The 19,012-nt window shown below is 68.6% G+C and carries 17 protein-coding genes, 1 tRNA gene and 1 riboswitch; of the genes, 8 read left to right on the forward strand and 10 right to left on the reverse strand.

Features of this window, described 5'->3' with window-relative positions:
• Positions 1 to 14: 14 nt before the first annotated feature.
• Both ASF51_RS00455 and ASF51_RS00460 read right to left on the reverse strand, forming a co-directional pair.
• The gene (locus ASF51_RS00455) at positions 15 to 767 is read right to left on the reverse strand and encodes an SDR family NAD(P)-dependent oxidoreductase (protein ID WP_235497092.1); all 753 of its coding nucleotides are present in this window, start codon (positions 765 to 767) and stop codon (positions 15 to 17) included.
• A gap of 182 nt (positions 768 to 949) precedes the next feature.
• Positions 950 to 1,480: a GtrA family protein gene (locus tag ASF51_RS00460; protein WP_055923689.1), complete on the reverse strand. Its 531-nt coding sequence runs from the start codon at positions 1,478 to 1,480 to the stop codon at positions 950 to 952.
• 277 nt (positions 1,481 to 1,757) lie between these two features.
• Here ASF51_RS00460 and ASF51_RS00465 point away from each other — a divergent pair, with 277 nt between their 5' ends.
• From ASF51_RS00465 to ribH, 5 genes are all read left to right on the forward strand, one after another.
• Positions 1,758 to 2,531, forward strand: a complete 774-nt coding sequence (locus ASF51_RS00465; protein WP_055923691.1) for a polyprenol monophosphomannose synthase — start codon at positions 1,758 to 1,760, stop codon at positions 2,529 to 2,531.
• A gap of 33 nt (positions 2,532 to 2,564) precedes the next feature.
• A riboswitch (FMN riboswitch) is annotated at positions 2,565 to 2,738 on the forward strand.
• Between the two features lie 95 nt (positions 2,739 to 2,833).
• Entirely contained in the window at positions 2,834 to 3,910 is a 1,077-nt protein-coding gene (ribD, locus tag ASF51_RS00470; protein WP_055923694.1) for a bifunctional diaminohydroxyphosphoribosylaminopyrimidine deaminase/5-amino-6-(5-phosphoribosylamino)uracil reductase RibD, read from the forward strand.
• A gap of 1 nt (position 3,911) precedes the next feature.
• Positions 3,912 to 4,523 (forward strand): riboflavin synthase, encoded by a 612-nt coding sequence (locus tag ASF51_RS00475; RefSeq protein ID WP_055923697.1) that lies wholly within the window; start codon positions 3,912 to 3,914, stop codon positions 4,521 to 4,523.
• A gap of 35 nt (positions 4,524 to 4,558) precedes the next feature.
• A complete protein-coding gene (gene ribA, locus ASF51_RS00480) occupies positions 4,559 to 5,863 on the forward strand; it encodes a GTP cyclohydrolase II (RefSeq protein ID WP_200926068.1) in 1,305 nt (434 codons plus the stop codon).
• On the forward strand, positions 5,860 to 6,339 hold the full coding sequence (ribH, locus tag ASF51_RS00485; RefSeq protein WP_055923703.1) for a 6,7-dimethyl-8-ribityllumazine synthase: 480 nt from the start codon (positions 5,860 to 5,862) through the stop codon (positions 6,337 to 6,339). The genes ribA and ribH overlap by 4 nt, the downstream gene beginning before the upstream one ends.
• A gap of 4 nt (positions 6,340 to 6,343) precedes the next feature.
• Here the strand turns inward: ribH and ASF51_RS00490 are convergent, their stop codons facing one another.
• Positions 6,344 to 7,159: a ribokinase gene (locus ASF51_RS00490; protein ID WP_055923706.1), complete on the reverse strand. Its 816-nt coding sequence runs from the start codon at positions 7,157 to 7,159 to the stop codon at positions 6,344 to 6,346.
• A 262-nt stretch (positions 7,160 to 7,421) separates the two neighbouring features.
• Here ASF51_RS00490 and ASF51_RS00495 point away from each other — a divergent pair, with 262 nt between their 5' ends.
• From ASF51_RS00495 to ASF51_RS00505, 3 genes are all read left to right on the forward strand, one after another.
• On the forward strand, positions 7,422 to 8,822 hold the full coding sequence (locus tag ASF51_RS00495; protein WP_055923709.1) for an MFS transporter: 1,401 nt from the start codon (positions 7,422 to 7,424) through the stop codon (positions 8,820 to 8,822).
• A 93-nt stretch (positions 8,823 to 8,915) separates the two neighbouring features.
• Positions 8,916 to 9,125 (forward strand): hypothetical protein, encoded by a 210-nt coding sequence (locus tag ASF51_RS00500; protein WP_055923712.1) that lies wholly within the window; start codon positions 8,916 to 8,918, stop codon positions 9,123 to 9,125.
• 106 nt (positions 9,126 to 9,231) lie between these two features.
• Positions 9,232 to 11,064, forward strand: coding sequence for an ABC transporter ATP-binding protein (locus tag ASF51_RS00505; protein WP_055923715.1), 1,833 nt, complete (start codon positions 9,232 to 9,234; stop codon positions 11,062 to 11,064).
• 135 nt (positions 11,065 to 11,199) lie between these two features.
• Here ASF51_RS00505 and ASF51_RS00510 read toward each other — a convergent pair whose 3' ends face one another.
• From ASF51_RS00510 to ASF51_RS00540, 7 genes are all read right to left on the reverse strand, one after another.
• Positions 11,200 to 12,666: an NAD-dependent succinate-semialdehyde dehydrogenase gene (locus ASF51_RS00510; protein WP_055923719.1), complete on the reverse strand. Its 1,467-nt coding sequence runs from the start codon at positions 12,664 to 12,666 to the stop codon at positions 11,200 to 11,202.
• A 21-nt stretch (positions 12,667 to 12,687) separates the two neighbouring features.
• Positions 12,688 to 14,910, reverse strand: coding sequence for an efflux RND transporter permease subunit (locus ASF51_RS00515; protein ID WP_200926069.1), 2,223 nt, complete (start codon positions 14,908 to 14,910; stop codon positions 12,688 to 12,690).
• A gap of 8 nt (positions 14,911 to 14,918) precedes the next feature.
• Positions 14,919 to 15,512, reverse strand: coding sequence for an isochorismatase family protein (locus ASF51_RS00520; RefSeq protein WP_055923725.1), 594 nt, complete (start codon positions 15,510 to 15,512; stop codon positions 14,919 to 14,921).
• A gap of 87 nt (positions 15,513 to 15,599) precedes the next feature.
• Positions 15,600 to 17,069: a D-alanyl-D-alanine carboxypeptidase/D-alanyl-D-alanine-endopeptidase gene (gene dacB / locus ASF51_RS00525; RefSeq protein WP_055923729.1), complete on the reverse strand. Its 1,470-nt coding sequence runs from the start codon at positions 17,067 to 17,069 to the stop codon at positions 15,600 to 15,602.
• A gap of 113 nt (positions 17,070 to 17,182) precedes the next feature.
• Positions 17,183 to 18,118 (reverse strand): Gfo/Idh/MocA family protein, encoded by a 936-nt coding sequence (locus ASF51_RS00530; protein ID WP_200926102.1) that lies wholly within the window; start codon positions 18,116 to 18,118, stop codon positions 17,183 to 17,185.
• A 114-nt stretch (positions 18,119 to 18,232) separates the two neighbouring features.
• Positions 18,233 to 18,308 (reverse strand) — tRNA-Thr (locus ASF51_RS00535).
• Positions 18,309 to 18,382: 74 nt separating this feature from the next.
• A complete protein-coding gene (locus ASF51_RS00540; RefSeq protein WP_055923736.1) occupies positions 18,383 to 19,012 on the reverse strand; it encodes a TetR family transcriptional regulator in 630 nt (209 codons plus the stop codon).

Here is a 19,012-nt window from a genome sequence, read left to right on the forward strand (position 1 = left end):
CGGAGCTTGAGCGGCTAGAGCGTCGTCATTCCGCCGTCGACGCGGAAGAGCGCGCCCGTGGCGAAGCTGGACTCGTCGCTGGCGAGGTAGATCATGATGCCCTCGACGTCGGATGCCGTGCCGGCACGACCGAGAGGAATGCGGGACACGATCGCGGCCCTGGCCGCCTCATCGCCCGAGATGGCTGTGACGAGCGGTGTCTCGGTATATCCCGGCACGACCGTGTTGACCCGGATGCCGTCGGCCGCGTAGGCCGCCGCGACGGTACGACCGAGGCCGTGGATACCCGCCTTCGACGAGCTGTAGGCGGTGAAGTCCTGGCCCTCGCCGTTGAGTCCGGTCGGACTGCCGGTGAGGATGATCGATCCACCGCGGCCGAGCATCGATCGCACCGCGTGCTTGACGGTGAGGAAGGTGCCCGTGAGGTTGATGTCGATCGTGCGCTTCCACACGTCGAGGTCGAGGTCGGCGATCTTCGCGTCGTGACCGAAGAGCTGTACGCCCGCGTTCGCGACGACGACGTCGGGTGCCGAACCCGAGGCATCCAGATCGGCGAACGCTGCGGCGACGCTCGCCTCGTCTGAGATGTCGAGCTCGACGGCAATGGCCGTGGGCCAGGCCGACGCGGCCGACTGGGCCGCAGCGAGGTCGCGGTCGGAGAAAACGACCTTTGCGCCCTCGCGCGCGAAGCTCTCGGCCACACTCCGGCCGATCCCCGATCCGGCACCCGTGACGAGTGCGATCTTTTCCTCAAGCCGTGCGGTCATCGTTGCCATCTCCTGTGAAAGCATGTGCGGTCGAACGGCCCCACCCTACACGGAATTGGTCAACCGGTGTGCCACCGTTACAAAGCGTGATCTTTCGCGCGAGTATGAAAGCTCGCGTGCGGACGCGAACGATGGCGCGCGGACGCGATCGCTCGCGCGCGGGCCGTGCGGATGAACCAGACTCAGGAGGTCGGGGTGGCCCTGTCGGCCGCGACCGTCACGGGAGCCGTGACCGTGACCGTCTCGAGCGAACGGTTGGCGTTGAATACCCAGAAGCGATAGAGCACGAAGCGGAAGGCGGCGCCGAGCACGAGACCGATCATGTTGCCCGACAGGTTGTCGGCGAACACGCTGCGGAACCCGAGTACGTAGTGCGAGAACCAGAGGCACCCCAGGCCGATCATCATGCCCACGACGCTGACCGCGAAGAACTCGACGCTCTCGCGCAGGATGCGTGTCTGCCGCTTCGACCGGAAGGTCCAGTAGCGGTTGCCGAGCCAGTTCACGACGATCGCGAGCAACGTCGAGACGAGCATGGCGAGGATCGGACCGCTGTGCACCTCTGTAGGCGAGAAGACGGTGGAGCGGAGGAGGTTGAATACCGAGACCTGAACGACGAAGCCGACACCGCCGACCATGCCGAACTGAACGAGCTCGCGCACGATTCGACGATAGCGGGATGGCACGAGGCCGAGCGGGTCGATCGATGCCATGGATGTTCCAAACGCGAAGTGAAGGTGGGGCGGATCAACGGCGCTGTCGAACTCTTCGAGGCTAGCAATTACCCCGCCGGCGTTACTGTGAGGGAGCTAAGGCTTGCCTTGACGTTCACACAGAATCAACCTCCGAGCCATCTAATCTCCCCGTCGCTCCGAAACACTCGACAGACCACCAGCGAACACCCAGCGATCCGGGCGGTGGCGCCATCTAGAGTGACGACTGCTCCAGTCGAGATCGGCTGCCGTATCGTTCTCGTGAGAGAGGCACCCCATGTCATCCACCCTCGTCGTCATTCCGACGTACAACGAGTTGCACGCACTGTCCGACGCGGTCGAGCGCACCCTGCGCGCCGTGCCGACCACACGCATCCTCGTCGTCGACGACAACAGCCCCGACGGCACCGGTCGTCTCGCCGATGAGATCGCCGCCCGCGACGACCGGGTGAGCGTGATGCATCGCACGGAGAAGAACGGGCTGGGAGCCGCGTACATCGCCGGATTCCGGTGGGCAGAGGATCACGATGTCGACTTCATCATCGAGATGGATGCCGACGGCTCGCACCAGCCCGAGGAGCTGCCGCTCATGATCGCGCAGCTCGAGGGCGGCGCCGACCTCTCCATCGGCGCCCGGTGGATCGCCGGAGGCAAGACCCGCAACTGGCCCCTGTACCGCCGCCTCATCTCCCGCGGAGGAACGGCGTACGCGCGCATCCTGCTGCGCTCGAAACTGCACGACATCACCTCGGGCTTCCGCGGCTTCCGCATCGACACGCTCCGGCAGATCGACCTCGGAAGCGTCGCCAGCCAGGGCTACTGCTTCCAGATCGAGATGGCCTGGCTCGTCGAGAAGACCGGGGGCGACGTGCGCGAGTTCCCCATCACCTTCGTCGAACGGGTCGAGGGCAGCTCCAAGATGAGCTCGGCGATCGTGGTCGAGGCACTGCTCAAGGTCACCACCTGGGGACTCACCGATCGCTTCGGCTCGTCACGCGGCGACATGGAATATTCGCGGCGCCCCGGCGTTGGGGGTATAAGTAGTAAGTGACCTTCCTGCGAAGGCAGGTCGCGTAACAAGCACTACGTGCTCCGGGGTCGGTGGAATTCCGAACCGGCGGTGATAGTCCGCGAGCCGCAGTCGACGCGCTCTCCTCTGGGGGAGCGAACACTCTGCGGTTGACCTGGTGGAACTCCAGGACCGACGGTAACGAGGCGAGCTGGTGGCCTCCAAAGTCCGGATGAGAGGATGCACGCGCCACCCGAACGATCGCGCACGCGCGACTTTGTCGGGCGGCGAACTCGTCGATCACGCGACGGGGCCCCGGAATGCGTCGACCAGACGGAGACCGGATGACCAGGCAGCGACACGAAGCCGACGCGATGCGCCGTGCGATCGAGCTGTCGCGGCGCGGCCCGGCCAACGGTGCGAATCCCCGGGTCGGCTGCGTGATTCTGGATGCGTCGGGCCTGGTGATCGCCGAAGGCTGGCATCGCGGGCAGGGCACGGCGCACGCCGAGGTCGCCGCGCTCGACGCCCTGGCCGACCGCTCGCTCGCCCACGGCGCGACAGCGGTGGTGACGCTCGAGCCGTGCAACCACACCGGCACCACCGGCCCGTGCAGCGAGGCGCTCATCGCGGCCGGTATCGGCCGGGTCGTCTACGCCGTCGCAGATCCGGGCGTCTCATCGGCCGGGGGCGGCCAGCGCCTCCGCGACGCCGGCATCGACGTCGACGAGGGACTCCTCGGCGCCGAGGCCACCGAGAACATCCTGCCCTGGCTCACCGCGATGCGACGCGGCACGTCCTTCGTGACCGTCAAATGGGCATCCAGTCTCGACGGCCGCGCGGCCGCGGCCGACGGCACCAGCCAGTGGATCACGGGACCTGCCGCCCGAGCCGATGTGCATCGGCGGCGCGCCGAGGCGGGCGTCATCGCGGTCGGCACCGGCACCGTGCTTGCCGACGACCCCGGCCTGACGGCGCGTGACGCCGAAGGCCGTGAGCTGCCCGAGCAGCCGATCCCCGTGATCGTCGGACGCCGTGCGGTGCCGCGCGAATCGCGCGTCCTCGCGCATCCGGCCGGCGTCATCGAGTACCCGCATCGCGACCTGCCGGGGCTTCTCGCCTCGCTCGCCGAGCGCCACGTGCGCCATGTGTTCGTCGAGGGCGGCCCGACCCTCGCGAGCGCTTTTCTCGCCGCGGGTCTCGCAGACGAGGTGCTCGTCTACGTCGCGCCCGCGCTGCTGGGCGGACCCGCGACCGCGGTGACCGACATCGGGGTGCACACCATCTCCGAGCAGCGCCGCATGAGTTTCACCCACGTCGAGCGACTCGGCGACGACGTGCTGCTCGTCGCCCGCCCCCAGAACTCCCCCGAGGCGGACTCCGCCCGCACAGACTCCGCCACACCGAAGGAAGACGACTGACATGTTCACCGGAATCATCGAAGAACGCGGAACGATCACGGCGGTCGTCGCCTCGAGCGACGCACTGCGCCTGACCGTCCGCGGCCCCCTGTCCGTCTCCGACGCCCGCCACGGGGACTCCATCTCGGTCAGCGGCGTCTGTCTGACCGTCGTCGATCGCGTCGACGACACCTTCACCGCCGACGTGATGGCGCAGACGTTGGCCATGTCGACCATCGGCTCGCTCGTGGAGGGTTCCGAGGTGAACCTCGAGCGCGCGGCACTGGTGGGAGACAGGCTCGGCGGCCATATCGTGCAGGGGCACATCGACGGCACGGCGACCGTTCTCTCGGTCTCCCCCGGCGACGCATGGAGCGTGCTCCGGTTCCGCCTCTCGCGCGAGAACGCCCGTCTCGTCGTCGACAAGGGATCGATCGCGGTCTCCGGCGTCTCGCTCACCGTCTCGGCCGTCGGACACGACGACGAGGGCGACTGGTTCGAGGTGTCGCTCATTCCCGAGACCCTGTCGGCCACGACCCTGGGAACGCTCTCGCCGGGCGACCGGGTCAACATCGAGACCGACATCCTCGCCCGGCACGTGGAACGCCTCCTCTCGTTCGGAGCCCGCTCATGACCGCCACGCCGTCTTCACCGACTTCTCTCTCGCCGATGACCGAGGTCCTCGACGCCCTCCGCCAGGGTCGACCCGTGATCGTGGCCGACGCGGAGAACCGCGAGAACGAGGGCGACGCGATCCTGGCCGCCGAGCATGCGTCTCCCGAGTGGATCGCCTGGATGGTGCGGCACACCTCCGGGTTCCTGTGCGCACCGATGACGGCGGAGACGAGCGACAGACTGGGGCTTCCGCGCATGGTCGAGCGCAACGAGGATTCGTTGCGCACCGACTACACGGTCACGGTCGACGCGTCGTCGGGCATCACGACGGGGATCAGCGCCACCGACAGGGCGGAGACGTTCCGTCGCCTCGCCGACCCGACGTCGACCCCGCAGAGCTTCATCCGGCCAGGCCACGTGCTGCCGGTGCGTGCCGTCTCTGGCGGAGTGCGCGTGCGACCGGGCCACACCGAGGCGACCGTCGACCTGCTGACGCTGGCCGGCCTCACGCCGGTGGGCGTGATCGGCGAGATCGTCGCCGACGACGGCGAGATGATGCGCCTGCCCGGCCTGCTCGAGCTCGGGGCGGAAGCCGGGCTGCCCGTCACCACGATCGCTGCTCTCATCGACTACCTCGACGGCGTGGATGCGGCGGCCCGGCTCGCCGGAACACCGCCCGAGGCCATCGTCACGGCTCCCGAGGTCGCGAGCGAGCCGCTGCGCGTGACCTTCGAGGTCGAGACCACGGTTCCGACCGTGCACGGAGACTTCAGGATCAGGGCCTACCACGACACCGTCACCGGCTACGAGCACCTGGCCCTCGTCTCGGGCGATCCCGCATCCGCCGCCGCCGTCGTGCGCGTGCACTCGGAGTGCCTGACCGGCGAGGCGTTCGGGTCGCTCAAGTGCGAATGCGGCCCCCAGCTGCAGGAGGCCCTCGACCAGGTGCACGCCACGGGCGGCGTGGTCATCTACCTCCGCGGCCACGAGGGGCGGGGCATCGGTCTGCTGAACAAGCTCCGGGCCTATCGACTGCAGGAGGACGGCCTCGACACCCTCGACGCCAACCTCGCTCTCGGGCTTCCCGCCGACGCCCGCGACTACGGGGCCGCGGTCGCCATCCTGGCCGATCTCGGCATCCGATCGGTTCGGCTGCTCACGAACAACCCGGATAAGGTGAGCCAGCTCGAGCAGCACGGCGTGACCGTCGCCGAACGGGTGCCCCTCATCGTCGGCGTTGACGCGGCGAACGCCGGGTACCTCACCGCGAAGGCGTCGCGCATGGGCCATGTCATTCCCGAGTGGGTCACTCGCGACCAGCTCTCCCCCACAACCCCCGACGAAAGGCCCACATCATGAGCGGTGCAGGATCCCCCACTCTCAACACCGACGGCGACGGCCTGAAGATCACGATCGTCGCCGGCCTCTGGCACGAGACCATCACGAACGGCCTCCTCGCCGGCGCGCACCGGGTTCTCGACGCGTCAGGCGCCGAGGTCAGCGAGGTGCGGGTTCCGGGCAGCTTCGAACTGCCCGTGGTCGCGAAGGCCGCGCTCGAGGCAGGAGCAGACGCCGTCGTGGCGCTCGGCGTGATCATCCGCGGCGGCACGCCGCACTTCGAGTACGTGTCGGATGCCGCGACCTCCGGCCTCACCCACGTGAGCATCCAGACGGGCAAGCCGATCGGCTTCGGCGTTCTCACGCTCGACGACGAGAAGCAGGGACTCGACCGTGCAGGGCTGCCCGACTCGAAGGAGGACAAGGGGGCCGAGGCTGCCGAGGCCGCCCTCGCGACCGCCCAGGCGATCCGCAAGATCATGCTGGAACGCCGCTGAGCCGTCAGTCGGGCTGCGCGCCGACCCACTCGACGGCGCGACCCGCCGCGTCACTCGCGGCCTGCATGGCGGCGCGCGCATCCAGGCCGGCCGCGAGGCCCGCGGCCAGCGTGCCGCAGTAGCTGTCGCCCGCGCCCGTGGTGTCGACCACGCGATCGACCCGGGCGGCGGCGACCTCGATGGAGCCCCAGCGCGAGCCGGCCGAGCCGAGCGTGACCAGCAGCGACTCGGGCGACACCCCGGAGCTCTCGAGCTGCTGCGCCTCGTGCTCGTTCACGACCACCGGGTCGGCGAGCGCGAGGATCTCGACGGGGATCTCCGCGAACGGAGCGAGATTGAGCACCACCCTGGCGCCACGCGAGTGCGCCATGCGCGCCGCCTCGGCGATCACCTCGAGGTCGGACTCCAGGGGCGCGAGAAGCACGTCGCCCGGTTCGACGGACTCGAGGGGACGAAGGTCATCGGTGGTGAGACGGGCGTTGGCGCCCGGCGACACGATGATGGTGTTCTCGGCCTGCGCGTCGAGGGCGATCATCGCATGCCCGGTGGTCGAGCCCTCTGTCACCGCGACCCCGCTCGCGTCGATCCCGCGAGCGCGGAGCCGCGCGATGTAGTCGTGCCCGCCCGCGTCGTCGCCGACACGACCGATGAAGAGGACCTGTGCGCCCGCCGCCGCGGCTGCTACGGCCTGGTTCGCTCCCTTTCCTCCGAAGAAGGTGGCCACGTCGCCGCCCATGAGCGTTTCGCCAGGTCGGGGGTGTCTCTCGACCTCGACGACCGAGTCGATGTTGAGGGAACCGACGACGAAGACGCGGGGCATGGCTGTCCATCCTGAACGGCCACCGTCGGACGCGTTCGGCACCATTGTAGGTGAACCGCTTACGTATGCCGCTGCGGGAATGACCCCCGCAGGGGGCGTGCCGCGCCCGATTCGCGCGTATGGTTGTCGGGGCGCAGAACCGGCGCCGACACTTTTCGCATCGATGACGCTCGTGGGGACCGACGAACAACGTTGCCACTCCCGGCGTCATGCCGATGCGCTCTCGTCATCGCGTCTCCACGCACTCACCGAAAGCCCGCTCATGTCATCCGCAGCCCCGGCCGCAACAGCGCCCGCGCCCAAGACCAATCCGCGCTCGCGCGTCATCCTCGCCAGCCTCATCGGCACGTCGATCGAGTTCTACGACTTCTACGTCTATGCCACAGCGGCCGTGCTCGTCTTCCCGAAGCTCTTCTTTCCGAACGCCGACGACACCACCGCGCTGCTGAGCTCGTTCGCCGCCTTCGGCGCCGCGTTCGTGGCACGACCCATCGGCTCGATCATCTTCGGCCACTTCGGCGACAGGATCGGCCGCAAGGGCACGCTCGTGGCCTCGCTGCTCACCATGGGTATCGCGACGGTGCTGATCGGATGCCTGCCCACCGCGAGTGCGGACGGCTGGATCGTGCTCGCCCCGACGTTCCTCGTCATCCTCCGCTTCTGCCAGGGCCTCGGCCTCGGCGGCGAGTGGAGCGGCGCGGCGCTGCTCGCGACCGAGAACGCCCCGAAGGGCAAGCGCGCCATCTACGGCACGTTCCCCCAGCTGGGCGCCCCCATCGGCTTCATCGTCGCCAACGGCGTGTTCCTCTGGCTGTCACTCGGACTCAGCGCCGAGGACTTCGCCGCCTGGGGCTGGCGTATCCCGTTCCTCGGCAGCGCCCTGCTCGTCGCCGTCGGCCTCTACGTGCGCTTCAAGCTCATCGAGACCCCCGCCTTCCAGAAGGTGGTCGAGAAGGGCGAGGTCGCCAAGCTCCCCCTCGCCCGCGTCTTCAAGACCAGCTGGTGGCCGCTCATCCTCGGCACGTTCATCATGCTGGCCACCTACGTGCTGTTCTACCTGATGACCACCTTCACCCTCACCTTCGGTACGACCCCCGCGACAGTCGAAGCCGGCCAGGCCGCGGCCGAGAAGGCGGGCAAGCCGTTCTCGGCCGACACGTTCGTCGCGGGCCTCGGCTACCCCCGTAACGACTTCCTCGTGATGCTGATCATCGGCGTCGTGTTCTTCGGAATCTTCACGCTGGTCGCCGGTCCCCTCGCCGAGAAGTTCGGTCGCCGCAAGACCCTCATCTGGGTCACGGTGGGCATCATCGTGTTCGGCCTGCTCTTCGTACCGCTCTTCGGCGGCGGCTTCGTGGGTGTCATGGCCCTGCTCATCATCGGCTTCACGCTGATGGGGCTCACCTTCGGCCCGATGGGATCGATCCTGCCGGAGCTGTTCCCGACCAACGTTCGCTACACCGGCTCGGCCATCAGCTACAACGTCGCGAGCATCCTCGGTGCGGCTGTCGCCCCGTTCATCGCCGTCTGGTTGTGGACCATCGCCGACGGCAGCACGTGGCTGGTCGGCCTGTACCTCAGCGCCGCGGCCGTGATCACGCTGGTTGCCCTCATCGCGAGCAAGGAGACGAAGGACGTCGACTACGAGTCGAACGTCTCCTGACCCGCGTCACCGCACGCATCCACGAGCCTGCGAACCGCCGCCAGTGCCCTGCACTGTGCGGCAGTTCGCAGGCTCGAGGCATATGGTGAGGACATGTCGATTCACGCGGGCACGCCGTGGCGCAACGCCGGTTCCTGGCGAGGCGACGAGCCCCGACGGGCGATCCGCGCCTGGCTTCTCGCATCCGGTCTCGGCGGCCTGATGCTCGCGGCCCTTCTGCTCGCTCCCCCGGTCTCGCCCCCGGCGTCGTCGATCGACACCCCCGCGGTCGACACCCCCGCGGTCGTCGTCACCACGCGGTGACCCGCATCGCGCGCACGCGGTGCACAATTGTGAGAGGCACGCGCACTCGGCTCGACCGACCGTGCGGCGCATCGCACTCCCCTCTTCCCGCAGTAGAAAGATCCGCATGAGCACCAGCACGCAGCCACGACGCCGACTGGGCCGATCGCCGAAGCCCGAAGACGGCCCCCGCGCGAAGTTCAGCCAGCTGCTGCCCTATCTCTCCGAGCACCGACCGATCCTCGGTGTCGTCATCGTGCTCAGCATTCTGGGCGCGGCCGCCAGCCTGGCCCAGCCCCTGCTGGTGAGCCAGGTCATCACCGTGGTTCAGGCCGGCGATCCACTGGGAACGCTCGTCACCGCGCTGGTGGTCCTCGTGGTCGTCTCCGGTCTCATCAGCGGGTTCCAGCACTACCTGCTGCAGCGCACGGGTACGGCAGTCGTGCTGTCGGCCCGCCGCCAGCTGGTGCGCCGTATGCTGCGCCTGCCGATCCGCGAGTTCGACGTGCGCAGGACGGGCGACCTCGTGAGCCGCGTCGGCAGCGACACCACGCTGCTCTACGCCGTCATCACCCAGGGTCTCGTCGATGCCATCGGCGGCTCGCTCGTGTTCTTCGGCGCTTTGATCGCCATGCTCATCATCGATCCCGTGCTGCTCGGCCTCACCGTCGCGGTCATCGCCGTCTCCGTTGTCACCGTCGTTCTCATCTCGGGCCGCGTGCGCACCGCCAGCCGCAAGCAGCAGGAGAAGGTCGGCGACCTCGCGGCATCGGTCGAGCGCTCGCTCGGCGCCATCCGCACGGTGCGCGCGTCGAACGCCACCGACCGCGAGATCGCGGCCATCGAAACGGATGCGCGGGGCGCGTTCGACATGGGAGTGCGGGTCGCGAAGATCTCGGCCCTCGTCGTGCCCATCGCCGGTATTGCTCTGCAGGTGTCGCTGCTGGTCGTGCTCGGCGTGGGCGGCTTCCGCGTCGCGGACGGCTCGATCACCATCGCCAGCCTGATCTCGTTCATCCTCTTCCTGTTCATGATGATCATGCCGCTCGGCCAAGCGTTCGGCGCGCTCAACTCCGTGAACCAGGCGCTCGGCGCCCTCGGCCGCATCCAGGAGATCATCGATCTGCCGGTGGAGACGCAGTTCGACGCCGACATCGCTCGCACCTCGGCTCCGCCCATCGCATCCGACGGAGTCGCTCTCGAGTTCGACGACGTGCACTTCGCGTATGCCGGCGCGCCCGTCGACGATGCCGACGTGCCCGCGGGCGGGCCCATGGCATCCGGTGTTCTGCACGGCGTGAGCTTCGCGGCCCGCCAGGGTCAGCGCACGGCGCTCGTCGGCCCGTCTGGAGCCGGCAAGAGCACCATGCTGGCGCTCATCGAGCGCTTCTACGATCCGACCTCGGGCACCGTGCGCCTCGGCGGAATCGACCTCAAGGCGATCGACCGCGAGACGCTGCGGTCGCAGATCGGATACGTCGAGCAGGACGCGCCCGTGCTCGCCGGCACGATCCGTCAGAACCTGCTGCTCGCGTCTCCCGACGCCACCGATGCGCAGTGCATCGAGGTGCTGCACGCCGTGAACCTCGGCGAGGTGCTCGACCGCAACGACAACGGGCTCGACGCCGCCGTCGGCGAGGACGGCGTGATGCTCTCGGGCGGCGAACGCCAGCGGCTGGCCATCGCCCGGGCCCTTCTCGCGGCCCCGCCCATCCTGCTGCTCGACGAATCGACGTCGAGCCTCGACGGCCTCAACGAGCAGATGCTGCGCGAGGCCATCGACGCTGTCGCGGAGAACCGCACGCTCATCGTGATCGCGCACCGGCTGTCGACGGTCGTCGACTCCGATCAGATCGTGGTGCTCGAGCACGGTCGGGTCGTCGGAGTGGGAACGCACTCCGAGCTCGTCGTGTCGACGCCGCTGTACAAGGACCTGGCGAAGCACCAGCTGCTGGTGTGACGCGGCCTCTCTCTGAGCCTGTCGTTCCCTGAGCCTGTCGAAGGGAAATCAGCCCGCGGGAATCGCCCTTCGACAAGCTCAGGGAACGGTTTCCTACGCGGGAATGGCCCTTCGACAAGCTCAGGGAACGGGGATCTACGCGTTCGGGATGAGCGTGTACTTCGTCGACAGGTACTCGTGGATTCCCTCGAGCCCGCCCTCGCGGCCGAGGCCCGACTGCTTGACGCCGCCGAAGGGCGCCGCCGCGTTCGACACGACGCCCACATTGAGGCCCATCATGCCGGTCTCGAGGCGTTCGATCATGCGCTGGCCGCGGGCCAGGTCGGAGGTGAAGACGTAGCTCACAAGGCCGTACTGGGTGTCGTTGGCGAGCCGCACGCCCTCGTCCTCGTCGTCGAAGGTCACGATCGACACGACGGGGCCGAAGATCTCCTCGCGCAGGATGTCGCTGCCGGCGGCGACCCCGGAGACGACGGTGGGCTCGTAGAAGCTGCCGGGGCCGTCGACGCGCTTGCCGCCGGTGACCAGCTCGGCGCCCCGTGAGACGGCGTCCTGCACCAGGGAGTCGGCCTTGTCGACGGCCTTGTCGTTGATGAGCGGGCCGATGTCGACTCCCTGCTCGGTGCCGCGCCCGATCGAGAGGGCCTTCACGCGGTCGGCGATGCGCCGGGCGAACTCGTCGGCGACCGCGGAGTGCACGATGAAGCGGTTGGCAGCAGTGCACGCCTGACCGATGTTGCGGAACTTCGCGAGCATCGCCCCGTCGACGGCCTTGTCGAGGTCGGCGTCGTCGAAGACGACGAACGGGGCGTTGCCTCCGAGCTCCATCGAGGTGCGCAGCACGTTGGCGGCCGACTGGGCGATGAGCTTCTGACCGACGCCCGTCGACCCCGTGAAGCTGAGCTTGCGCAGCCGAGGATCGCTGATGATCGGTTCCGAGACCTCGCCCGACGTCGACGTGGTGATCACGTTGAGCACGCCGGCGGGCAGGCCCGCGTCTTCGAGCAGCTTCGCGAAGAAGAGCGTCGTGAGGGGCGTGAGCTCGGCCGGCTTGACCACCACCGTGCAACCTGCCGCGAGGGCCGGCGCGATCTTGCGTGTCGCCATGGCGAGCGGGAAGTTCCAGGGGGTGATCAGGAAGCAGGGGCCCACGGGTCGCTGCGACACGACCATCGTTCCCGTGCCCTCGGGGTTCTGCCCGTAACGACCCGAGATGCGCACCGCCTCTTCGCTGAACCAGCGCAGGAACTCTCCCCCGTAGGCGACCTCTCCGGCGGCCTCGGCCAGCGGCTTGCCCATCTCGAGGGTCATCAGCAGGGCGAACTCCGCCTTGCGCTCCTGCAGCATGTCGAATGCCCGGCGCAGGATCTCACCGCGCACCCGCGGAGCCGTGGCCGCCCACTCGGCCTGGGCCGCGACAGCTGCATCCAGGGCCCGGATGCCGTCGGCCGGGCCGGCATCGGCGATCGTGCGGATCGTCTCGCCCGTCGCCGGGTCGTCGACGTCGATGGTGCGACCGCCCTCGGCGTCGACCCAGCGCCCACCGATGTAGAGCTGGTTCGGCACCGAGGCGAGAAGCGAGGATTCGGACGTCGTTGTCATGATTCTCCGTACTGCTGAGCTCTAGCGAGATGGTGTGTCGACGCCCTGGGGCGCCTTCGCCAGCTTACTCGGCCACCAGATGACCCGGCCCAGGTCGTAGGCCAGCGCGGGCACCAGCAGCGACCTCACGAGCAGTGTGTCGAGCAGCACGCCGAAGGCCACGATGAAGGCGATCTGGGCCAGGAAGAGCACGGGAATGACCCCGAGTGCCGAGAACGTCGCGGCCAGCACGATTCCCGCCGAGGTGATGACCCCGCCCGTCACCGTGAGGCCGCGCAGGATGCCGGGCCGTGTTCCGTGCGCGATCGACTCCTCCCGCACGCGGGTCATCAAGAAGATGTTGTAGTCGATGCCCAGCGCCACGAGGAAGACGAATCCGAAAAGGGGCACCGAGGGGTCGGCGCCGGGGAACTGGAAGAGATGGTTGAATACGAGCGCGGAGACACCGAGTGCAGCCGCGAACGAGACGACCACGCTGAGCACCAGCAGCACCGGAGCCAGGATCGACCTCAGCAGCAGCATCAGGATGAGCAGGATGACCACGAGCACGATGGGGATGATCGTGTTGCGGTCGTGCACGCTGGCCGTGTCCGAGTCGATGGCGGTGGCCGTGACTCCTCCGACGAGTGCGCCGGACGTCGTGTCGGCCAGCGCCGACCGCAGCTCGCGCACCGTGTCCTTCGCGGCATCGGAATCGGCCGCGTCGGAGAGAGTCGCCTGCAGCAGCACGTCGCCGTCGACGACCGTCGGCGCCACGGCGATGAGCGTCTGCGCGCCACCCGGGGCCGACAGCGACCCCTCGGCGTCGACGACGGCAGACCCCGAGGGCGAGTTCGCACTGGTGACCGTGAGCGAGGTCACCCCGTCGGTCGAGAGAACGGTGGATGCGACGTCGGCCAGGTCGGCCTCGGGCGCGACGATCAGCGCCGGGCTTCCCGAACCGCCAGGGAAGTGCTCACCGAGGGCCTCCTGACCATCGCGCGCCTCGGACTGGCCGAGGATGAGATCGCTCTGGGGAACGCCGCTGGCCTGGAGCTGCAGCACTCCAGTTCCAGCCGCGAGCAGCACGACCGTGGTGACGATCCAGATAGTTCTGGGCCGCCAAGCAATGAAGGCCTCGAGCCTCGCCCAGAAGCCCTTGGGCGCGCCATGGGCGGCCTCGTGCGGGCCGAAACCGTGGCGGGTGTGCTCTGCCCCTGCGCGCGGCGCCGCCCCATCCGGTGCCGTGTACTTCGGACGCAGCGGCCAGAACGACGCACGGCCGCAGGCCAGCAGCAGGGCCGGAAGCAGCGTGAGCGACGCGAGCACGCTGAAGGCGACACCCACGGCCGAGACGGGGCCGAGCGCCTTGTTCGAGTTGAGGTCGGAGAAGAGCAGGCAGAGGAGACCCGCGATGACCGTTCCGCCCGACGCGAGAATAGGCTCGAGCGACACGCGCAGGGCCGCCCACGTCGCATCCCACCGCTTCTCGTGGGTGCGCAGCGCCTCCTTGTAGCGCGAGACGTAGAGCAGCGAATAGTCGGTGGCGGCGCCGATCACAAGGATGAACAGGATGCCCTGCACCTGGCCGTTCAGCGTGAAGATGTCCGCTTTCGCGAGCCACCAGACCGTGAGCAGGCTCGTCGTCAGCGCGAAGAGCGAGGTGCCCAGCACCAGGAACGGCAGCAGAGGCGACCTGTAGACGATGAAGAGGATGATGAAGACGGCGCCGAGGGCGGTCAGCAGCAGGATGCCGTCGATCCCCGCGAACGCGTCGCCGATGTCGGCGGTGAAGCCCGCCGGCCCGGTGACGAAGGCGGTCACGCCCTCGATCGAGCCCTCGCGCAGCAGATAGGAGCGCATCGAGTCGACGGTGTCGCCCACCTCGCCCGAGGCATCGATGGGCACGAAGACCTCGACGGCCTGCCCGTCTTCCGACGGAATCGCCGGCGAGATGTCGTCGGCGACCCCTGACATGGTCGCGATCCCGTCGATCTGGTTCTGGATGCCCGTGCGCTGCTCGTCGGTGAGCTCGGCCCCGTCGTCGGTGCGGAACACGATGATCGCGGGGATGGCGTCGGAGTCGGTGAACTGCTTCTGCAGCGCGCTCACCTTGGTCGCGTCGGCGCTGGCGGGCAGGAAAGAGGTCTGGTCATTGCTCGAGACCTCGTCGATACGGCCGAAGTACGGGCCACCGATCGACGCGGCGGTCAGCCACACGAGAATCAGAACGGCGGGGAGGAGGATCCTCAGCCACCGGGGCACGCGCACGGCTAGCCTTCGACTTGCGCGGCGAGCACGAGGTCGGCGCCGGCGCGGGCCATCTCCGCCAGAGCCTCGCGGCTCGACTCGGGCGCGACGCCGGCCACCAGGTCGGTGATGATACGCACGTCGCGTCCATGCTCCAGCGCGTCGAGCGCGGAGGCGCGCACGCAGTAGTCCGTCGCGAGACCGGCGATGTCGATCTGGGTGATGCCGTGGGTGTCGAGCAGTTCGACGACCGATCCGCCCTCCTCCGCTGTCCCCTCGAAGATCGAGTAGGCCGGCTTGCCCTGGCCCTTGCGGATGTGGAAGTCGATCGACTTGGTCGTGAGGTCGTCGTGGTACTCGGCGCCGAACGTTCCGGCGACGCAGTGCACGGGCCAGCTGTCGACGAAGTCAGGTGCCTCGGCCGTGGCGAAATGGCCGCCGTTGTCGTTGTCTGCGTCATGCCAGTCGCGCGAGGCGAAGACCATGTCGTAGGCGCCGCGATGCGCGGCAAGCAGCTCCGAGACCCCGGCCGCCACGGCCTCACCGCCTTCGACGCCCAGGGCGCCGCCCTCGGTGAAGTCGTTCTGCACGTCGATGATGAACAGCGCGCGGCCCATGCCGTCTCACTCTCTCTCACTGGCTACCGGTCTCAGCCGGTCGAATTAGTCAGCCGGCTTACCAATTGAGTCTAGAGCACACGCGGGTCACTGATTCGACAGGTTGTTCCCGCAACGATAGGCCGCGGCCGTCACCGTGTCGAGAGCCTGCTTCGAGCTGTCCGACACGTTGTCGAGCGCGAAGAAGGCGAAGGTCAGGATCGATCCGTCTGCCGCGGTGATGATGCCCGACAGGGTGTAGCCGGTGTCTATCCACCCGGTCTTCGCGATCACGCGACCCGCAGCATCCGAATTCGACCCGGTGAAGCGGCCGGCGAGGGTGCCGCTCTCGCCCGCCACGGGCAGTCCATCGGCGATGATGCCGAGGTTGCCCTCCCGGGCGGCGATCTTCGCGAACAGCGCGGTCAGGAAGTTGGGCGATACCCCGTTGTCGTCGGAGAGGCCCGAGCCGTCGACGATGACGAGCCCGGCGGTGTCGAGACCGTAGCTCGCGAGCGCCGCGGGCGTGGACGTGGCCAGCGACGAGAAGGAGTTGCCCGAGCCCTGCGCGATCGCCGTGAGGCGGGCCAGCATCTCGGCCTCGGTGTTGTCGGATCGCAGGAGCGCGTCCTGCACCATCGTCGACACCGGCGCCGACTGCACCTGGCCGAGCGTCGCCGTGCCCGCGGGCGCCACGCCCTGGCTGATGGATGCGCCCGTCGCGCCGAGGGCGCTCGCGAATGCCGCGCCCGCGCGCCCGATCGGGTCTTCGCTGCGGGCCGACTGGCTGCTCGACGGGTCAGCCCGATCGCCATCGACCTGCAGCGCCGTCACCTCGCTCGACCATCCGTCGAAGAGTTCCTTGCGGTTCCAGGAGGGCTGCCACGCGTCGCCGGAGAACGCAGAGGAATCGAGCACGATCGAGGTGACCGGCGCACCGCCCAGCGAGGCGTTCACCTGCGCCGCGAGGTCGAGCATGCTGGTCGAGCCGGGGTAGATGTTCGACGAGCCGCTGGCGAGGGTGATGTCTCCGCCGCCGACCAGCACGACCTGGCCGGGCTCTGTTCCAGCGACGACGGAGGTGCTCGCGCGATAGTCGGGGCCGAGCACGGCCAGGGCCGCCGCGCTGGTGAGCACCTTCATGACGCTGGCCGTGCGGGAGTATGTTCCTCCGGCGTGGTCGTAGAGGATCTCACCGGTGGTCGCGTTGCGCACGCTGCCGGAGAACGTGCCGAGACGCGAATCGGATGCCGCCTCGGCGATCGAGCAGGTGCGCACCGGTTGGGCGGCGGGCACGGCGGCGGGCACAGGGCGCGCCGTCGGCGTCGGGGTGGGCGTCGATGTCGATGTCGATGTCGCGGAGCTGGACGTGCTGGCGCTGGGAAGTGGCGCGACGCGGGCCGCGACATCGGCTTCGGGCGCGCCGACGGCCGCCCCGGCCAGGAGCCCGCCGCCGCCGAGCACGATCAGTACGGCTGCTGCGGCGGTGATCGCGAAAACCCTCGGATGCCGACGGGCGCGACCCACGAGACCGCTCAGCGGGGTGACGCGCGGCGTCGTTGCAGGAGTCTCGGACATCGTTCCATGCTAACCCGGGCCGGAGGAGCCCGGTCGGGCGGTGCTGGTCGGGCGGTGCTGGTCGGGCGGTGCTGGTCGGGCGGTGCTGGTCGGGCGGTGCTGGTCGGGCGGTGCTACTCCCCCGGGTAGACGACGCCTACCTGGCGGCGCGCCTCGTCGAGAACGGCCATGACCGCGACGCTCTCGTCGAGCGGAAGCAGCTCGCTCTCGCCGCGCCTCTCCGCGACCACGCGCTCGAGCTCCCACGCCTGGAACTGCATGCCGCGCGAGACGACGGTCTCGTCGTAGCGCTCCACGACCTCGCTGCCCTTGCCCGCGTAGACGGTGAAGCTCGTCTGCTCGTACCAGACCGAGTCGATCTCGATCCGTCCCTCGGTTCCGACGACGGTGGCCGTGTTGGCTCCCTGCGTGTCGAGCGCGGTGTGCAGCACGGAGATCGCACCGCCGTCGTGCTCGAGGATCAGCGCCACCTGTCGGTCGACTCCTGTGGCCGTCTTGTCGCCCTTCGCGGTGACCGCGACCGGAGCGCCGAACAGGTCGACCGCGAACGAGACCGGGTAGACGCCCAGGTCGAGCAGGGCGCCGCCGCCCAGGGCGGGGTTGTTGATGCGGTGCTCCGGGTCGGACGGCAGCAACTGGTCGTGGTCGGCGATGAGCGTTCGCACCTCGCCCAGCGTGCCGGCGGCGATGATGTCGCGGATGCGCACCATCGACGGCAGGAACCTGGTCCACATGGCCTCGATCACGACCACTCCGGCGCGACGCGCGGCCTCTGCGACCTCGGCCGCTTCGGCCGCGTTGAGGGTGAACGGCTTCTCGACCAGCACGTGCTTGCCTGCCGCGATCGCGAGGAGCGCGTTGGCCGCGTGCATTGGATGCGGCGTCGCGACGTAGACGGCGTCGACCTCGGGATCCGCGACCAGGGCCTCATAGCTCGCGTGGCGCGAGGGGATGTCGAAGCGCGAGCCGAACGCATCCGCCGATTGCTGGCTGCGCGACCCCACGGCAGTGACCTCGATACCCGTGGCCCGCAGATCGGTGACGAACATCTCGGCGATCCAGCCGGTGCCGAGGATTCCCCAGCGGAATGGAGTGGACACGATTCTCCTTCGAAGTCGGGCACTTAACGCGAGAAGACCCGGAGGTTCCGGGCCTTCTCAGGATGGGGCCGCCTATCAGAATCGAACTGATGACCTATTCATTACGAGTGAATCGCTCTACCGACTGAGCTAAGGCGGCCTGGCCATCGCATTTCACAGCGAACGGCACAGCAACAAATCCTAGCCGATGTTCGCGGTGTTTGCCGACACGGCTCAGAGCACCCGTCGCAGCAGGGAGAACGACTCGGTGAGCTTCTCCGAGAGAGACTCGTCGTCGGCCCCCTCTGCCCACGAGGTGACAGCGTGTCGGAGGGCGGCGATGGCGACCAGGGCCGTGAGCCGGGCCTGCGCGAGGCGCGAGCCGATCGCATCCTGGCCCTCGCCTTCGGCATCGAGTCGTCGCTCGACGGCCTCGGCCAGCACGGTCTCGAAGCTGTGCATGCCGGCGACCTTGATGATGAACAGCTCGGGATAGCTGCGCAGAACCTGACGGCGCAGCTGGTGCAGCTCGCGGTCTCCCGTTGCGATGAGCGCCATGTGCTGCATGAGGTCGAGCAGGCTGTCGACGAGGTCTGCCCCGGCGGAGCCGTCGACGAACGAATCGATCAGGCCCGACGGCAGCTCGAGCGGGTTGTCTCCGACCATCGCCGCCTCTTTCGAGGGGAAGTAGTTGAAGAAGGTGCGAGGCGAGATGTTCGCGACGCGACTGATCTCCTCGACCGTCACCTGGTCGAGGCCGCGCTCCACCGCCAGTTCGAGAACGGTGAACTGGATCGTGCGGCTCGTGGCCCGCCTCTTGCGTTCGCGAAGCCCCACGCCCTCGGCCTGGGCTGTCTCGGCCAT

The sequence above is a fragment of the Agreia sp. Leaf283 genome (assembly GCF_001422485.1).
In the GTDB taxonomy this organism is placed as follows: domain Bacteria; phylum Actinomycetota; class Actinomycetes; order Actinomycetales; family Microbacteriaceae; genus Agreia.

What these genes read in the sequence shown, in the direction of transcription:
- ASF51_RS00455 (WP_235497092.1), bottom strand. Translation starts at nt 767, where the DNA reads ATGACCGCACGGCTTGAGGAAAAGATCGCACTCGTCACGGGTGCCGGA.
- ASF51_RS00460 (WP_055923689.1), bottom strand. Translation starts at nt 1,480, where the DNA reads ATGGCATCGATCGACCCGCTCGGCCTCGTGCCATCCCGCTATCGTCGA.
- ASF51_RS00465 (WP_055923691.1), top strand. Translation starts at nt 1,758, where the DNA reads ATGTCATCCACCCTCGTCGTCATTCCGACGTACAACGAGTTGCACGCA.
- ribD (WP_055923694.1), top strand. Translation starts at nt 2,834, where the DNA reads ATGACCAGGCAGCGACACGAAGCCGACGCGATGCGCCGTGCGATCGAG.
- ASF51_RS00475 (WP_055923697.1), top strand. Translation starts at nt 3,912, where the DNA reads ATGTTCACCGGAATCATCGAAGAACGCGGAACGATCACGGCGGTCGTC.
- ribA (WP_200926068.1), top strand. Translation starts at nt 4,559, where the DNA reads ATGACCGAGGTCCTCGACGCCCTCCGCCAGGGTCGACCCGTGATCGTG.
- ribH (WP_055923703.1), top strand. Translation starts at nt 5,860, where the DNA reads ATGAGCGGTGCAGGATCCCCCACTCTCAACACCGACGGCGACGGCCTG.
- ASF51_RS00490 (WP_055923706.1), bottom strand. Translation starts at nt 7,159, where the DNA reads ATGCCCCGCGTCTTCGTCGTCGGTTCCCTCAACATCGACTCGGTCGTC.
- ASF51_RS00495 (WP_055923709.1), top strand. Translation starts at nt 7,422, where the DNA reads ATGTCATCCGCAGCCCCGGCCGCAACAGCGCCCGCGCCCAAGACCAAT.
- ASF51_RS00500 (WP_055923712.1), top strand. Translation starts at nt 8,916, where the DNA reads ATGTCGATTCACGCGGGCACGCCGTGGCGCAACGCCGGTTCCTGGCGA.
- ASF51_RS00505 (WP_055923715.1), top strand. Translation starts at nt 9,232, where the DNA reads ATGAGCACCAGCACGCAGCCACGACGCCGACTGGGCCGATCGCCGAAG.
- ASF51_RS00510 (WP_055923719.1), bottom strand. Translation starts at nt 12,666, where the DNA reads ATGACAACGACGTCCGAATCCTCGCTTCTCGCCTCGGTGCCGAACCAG.
- ASF51_RS00520 (WP_055923725.1), bottom strand. Translation starts at nt 15,512, where the DNA reads ATGGGCCGCGCGCTGTTCATCATCGACGTGCAGAACGACTTCACCGAG.
- dacB (WP_055923729.1), bottom strand. Translation starts at nt 17,069, where the DNA reads ATGTCCGAGACTCCTGCAACGACGCCGCGCGTCACCCCGCTGAGCGGT.
- ASF51_RS00530 (WP_200926102.1), bottom strand. Translation starts at nt 18,118, where the DNA reads ATGTTCGTCACCGATCTGCGGGCCACGGGTATCGAGGTCACTGCCGTG.
- ASF51_RS00540 (WP_055923736.1), bottom strand. Translation starts at nt 19,012, where the DNA reads ATGGCCGAGACAGCCCAGGCCGAGGGCGTGGGGCTTCGCGAACGCAAG.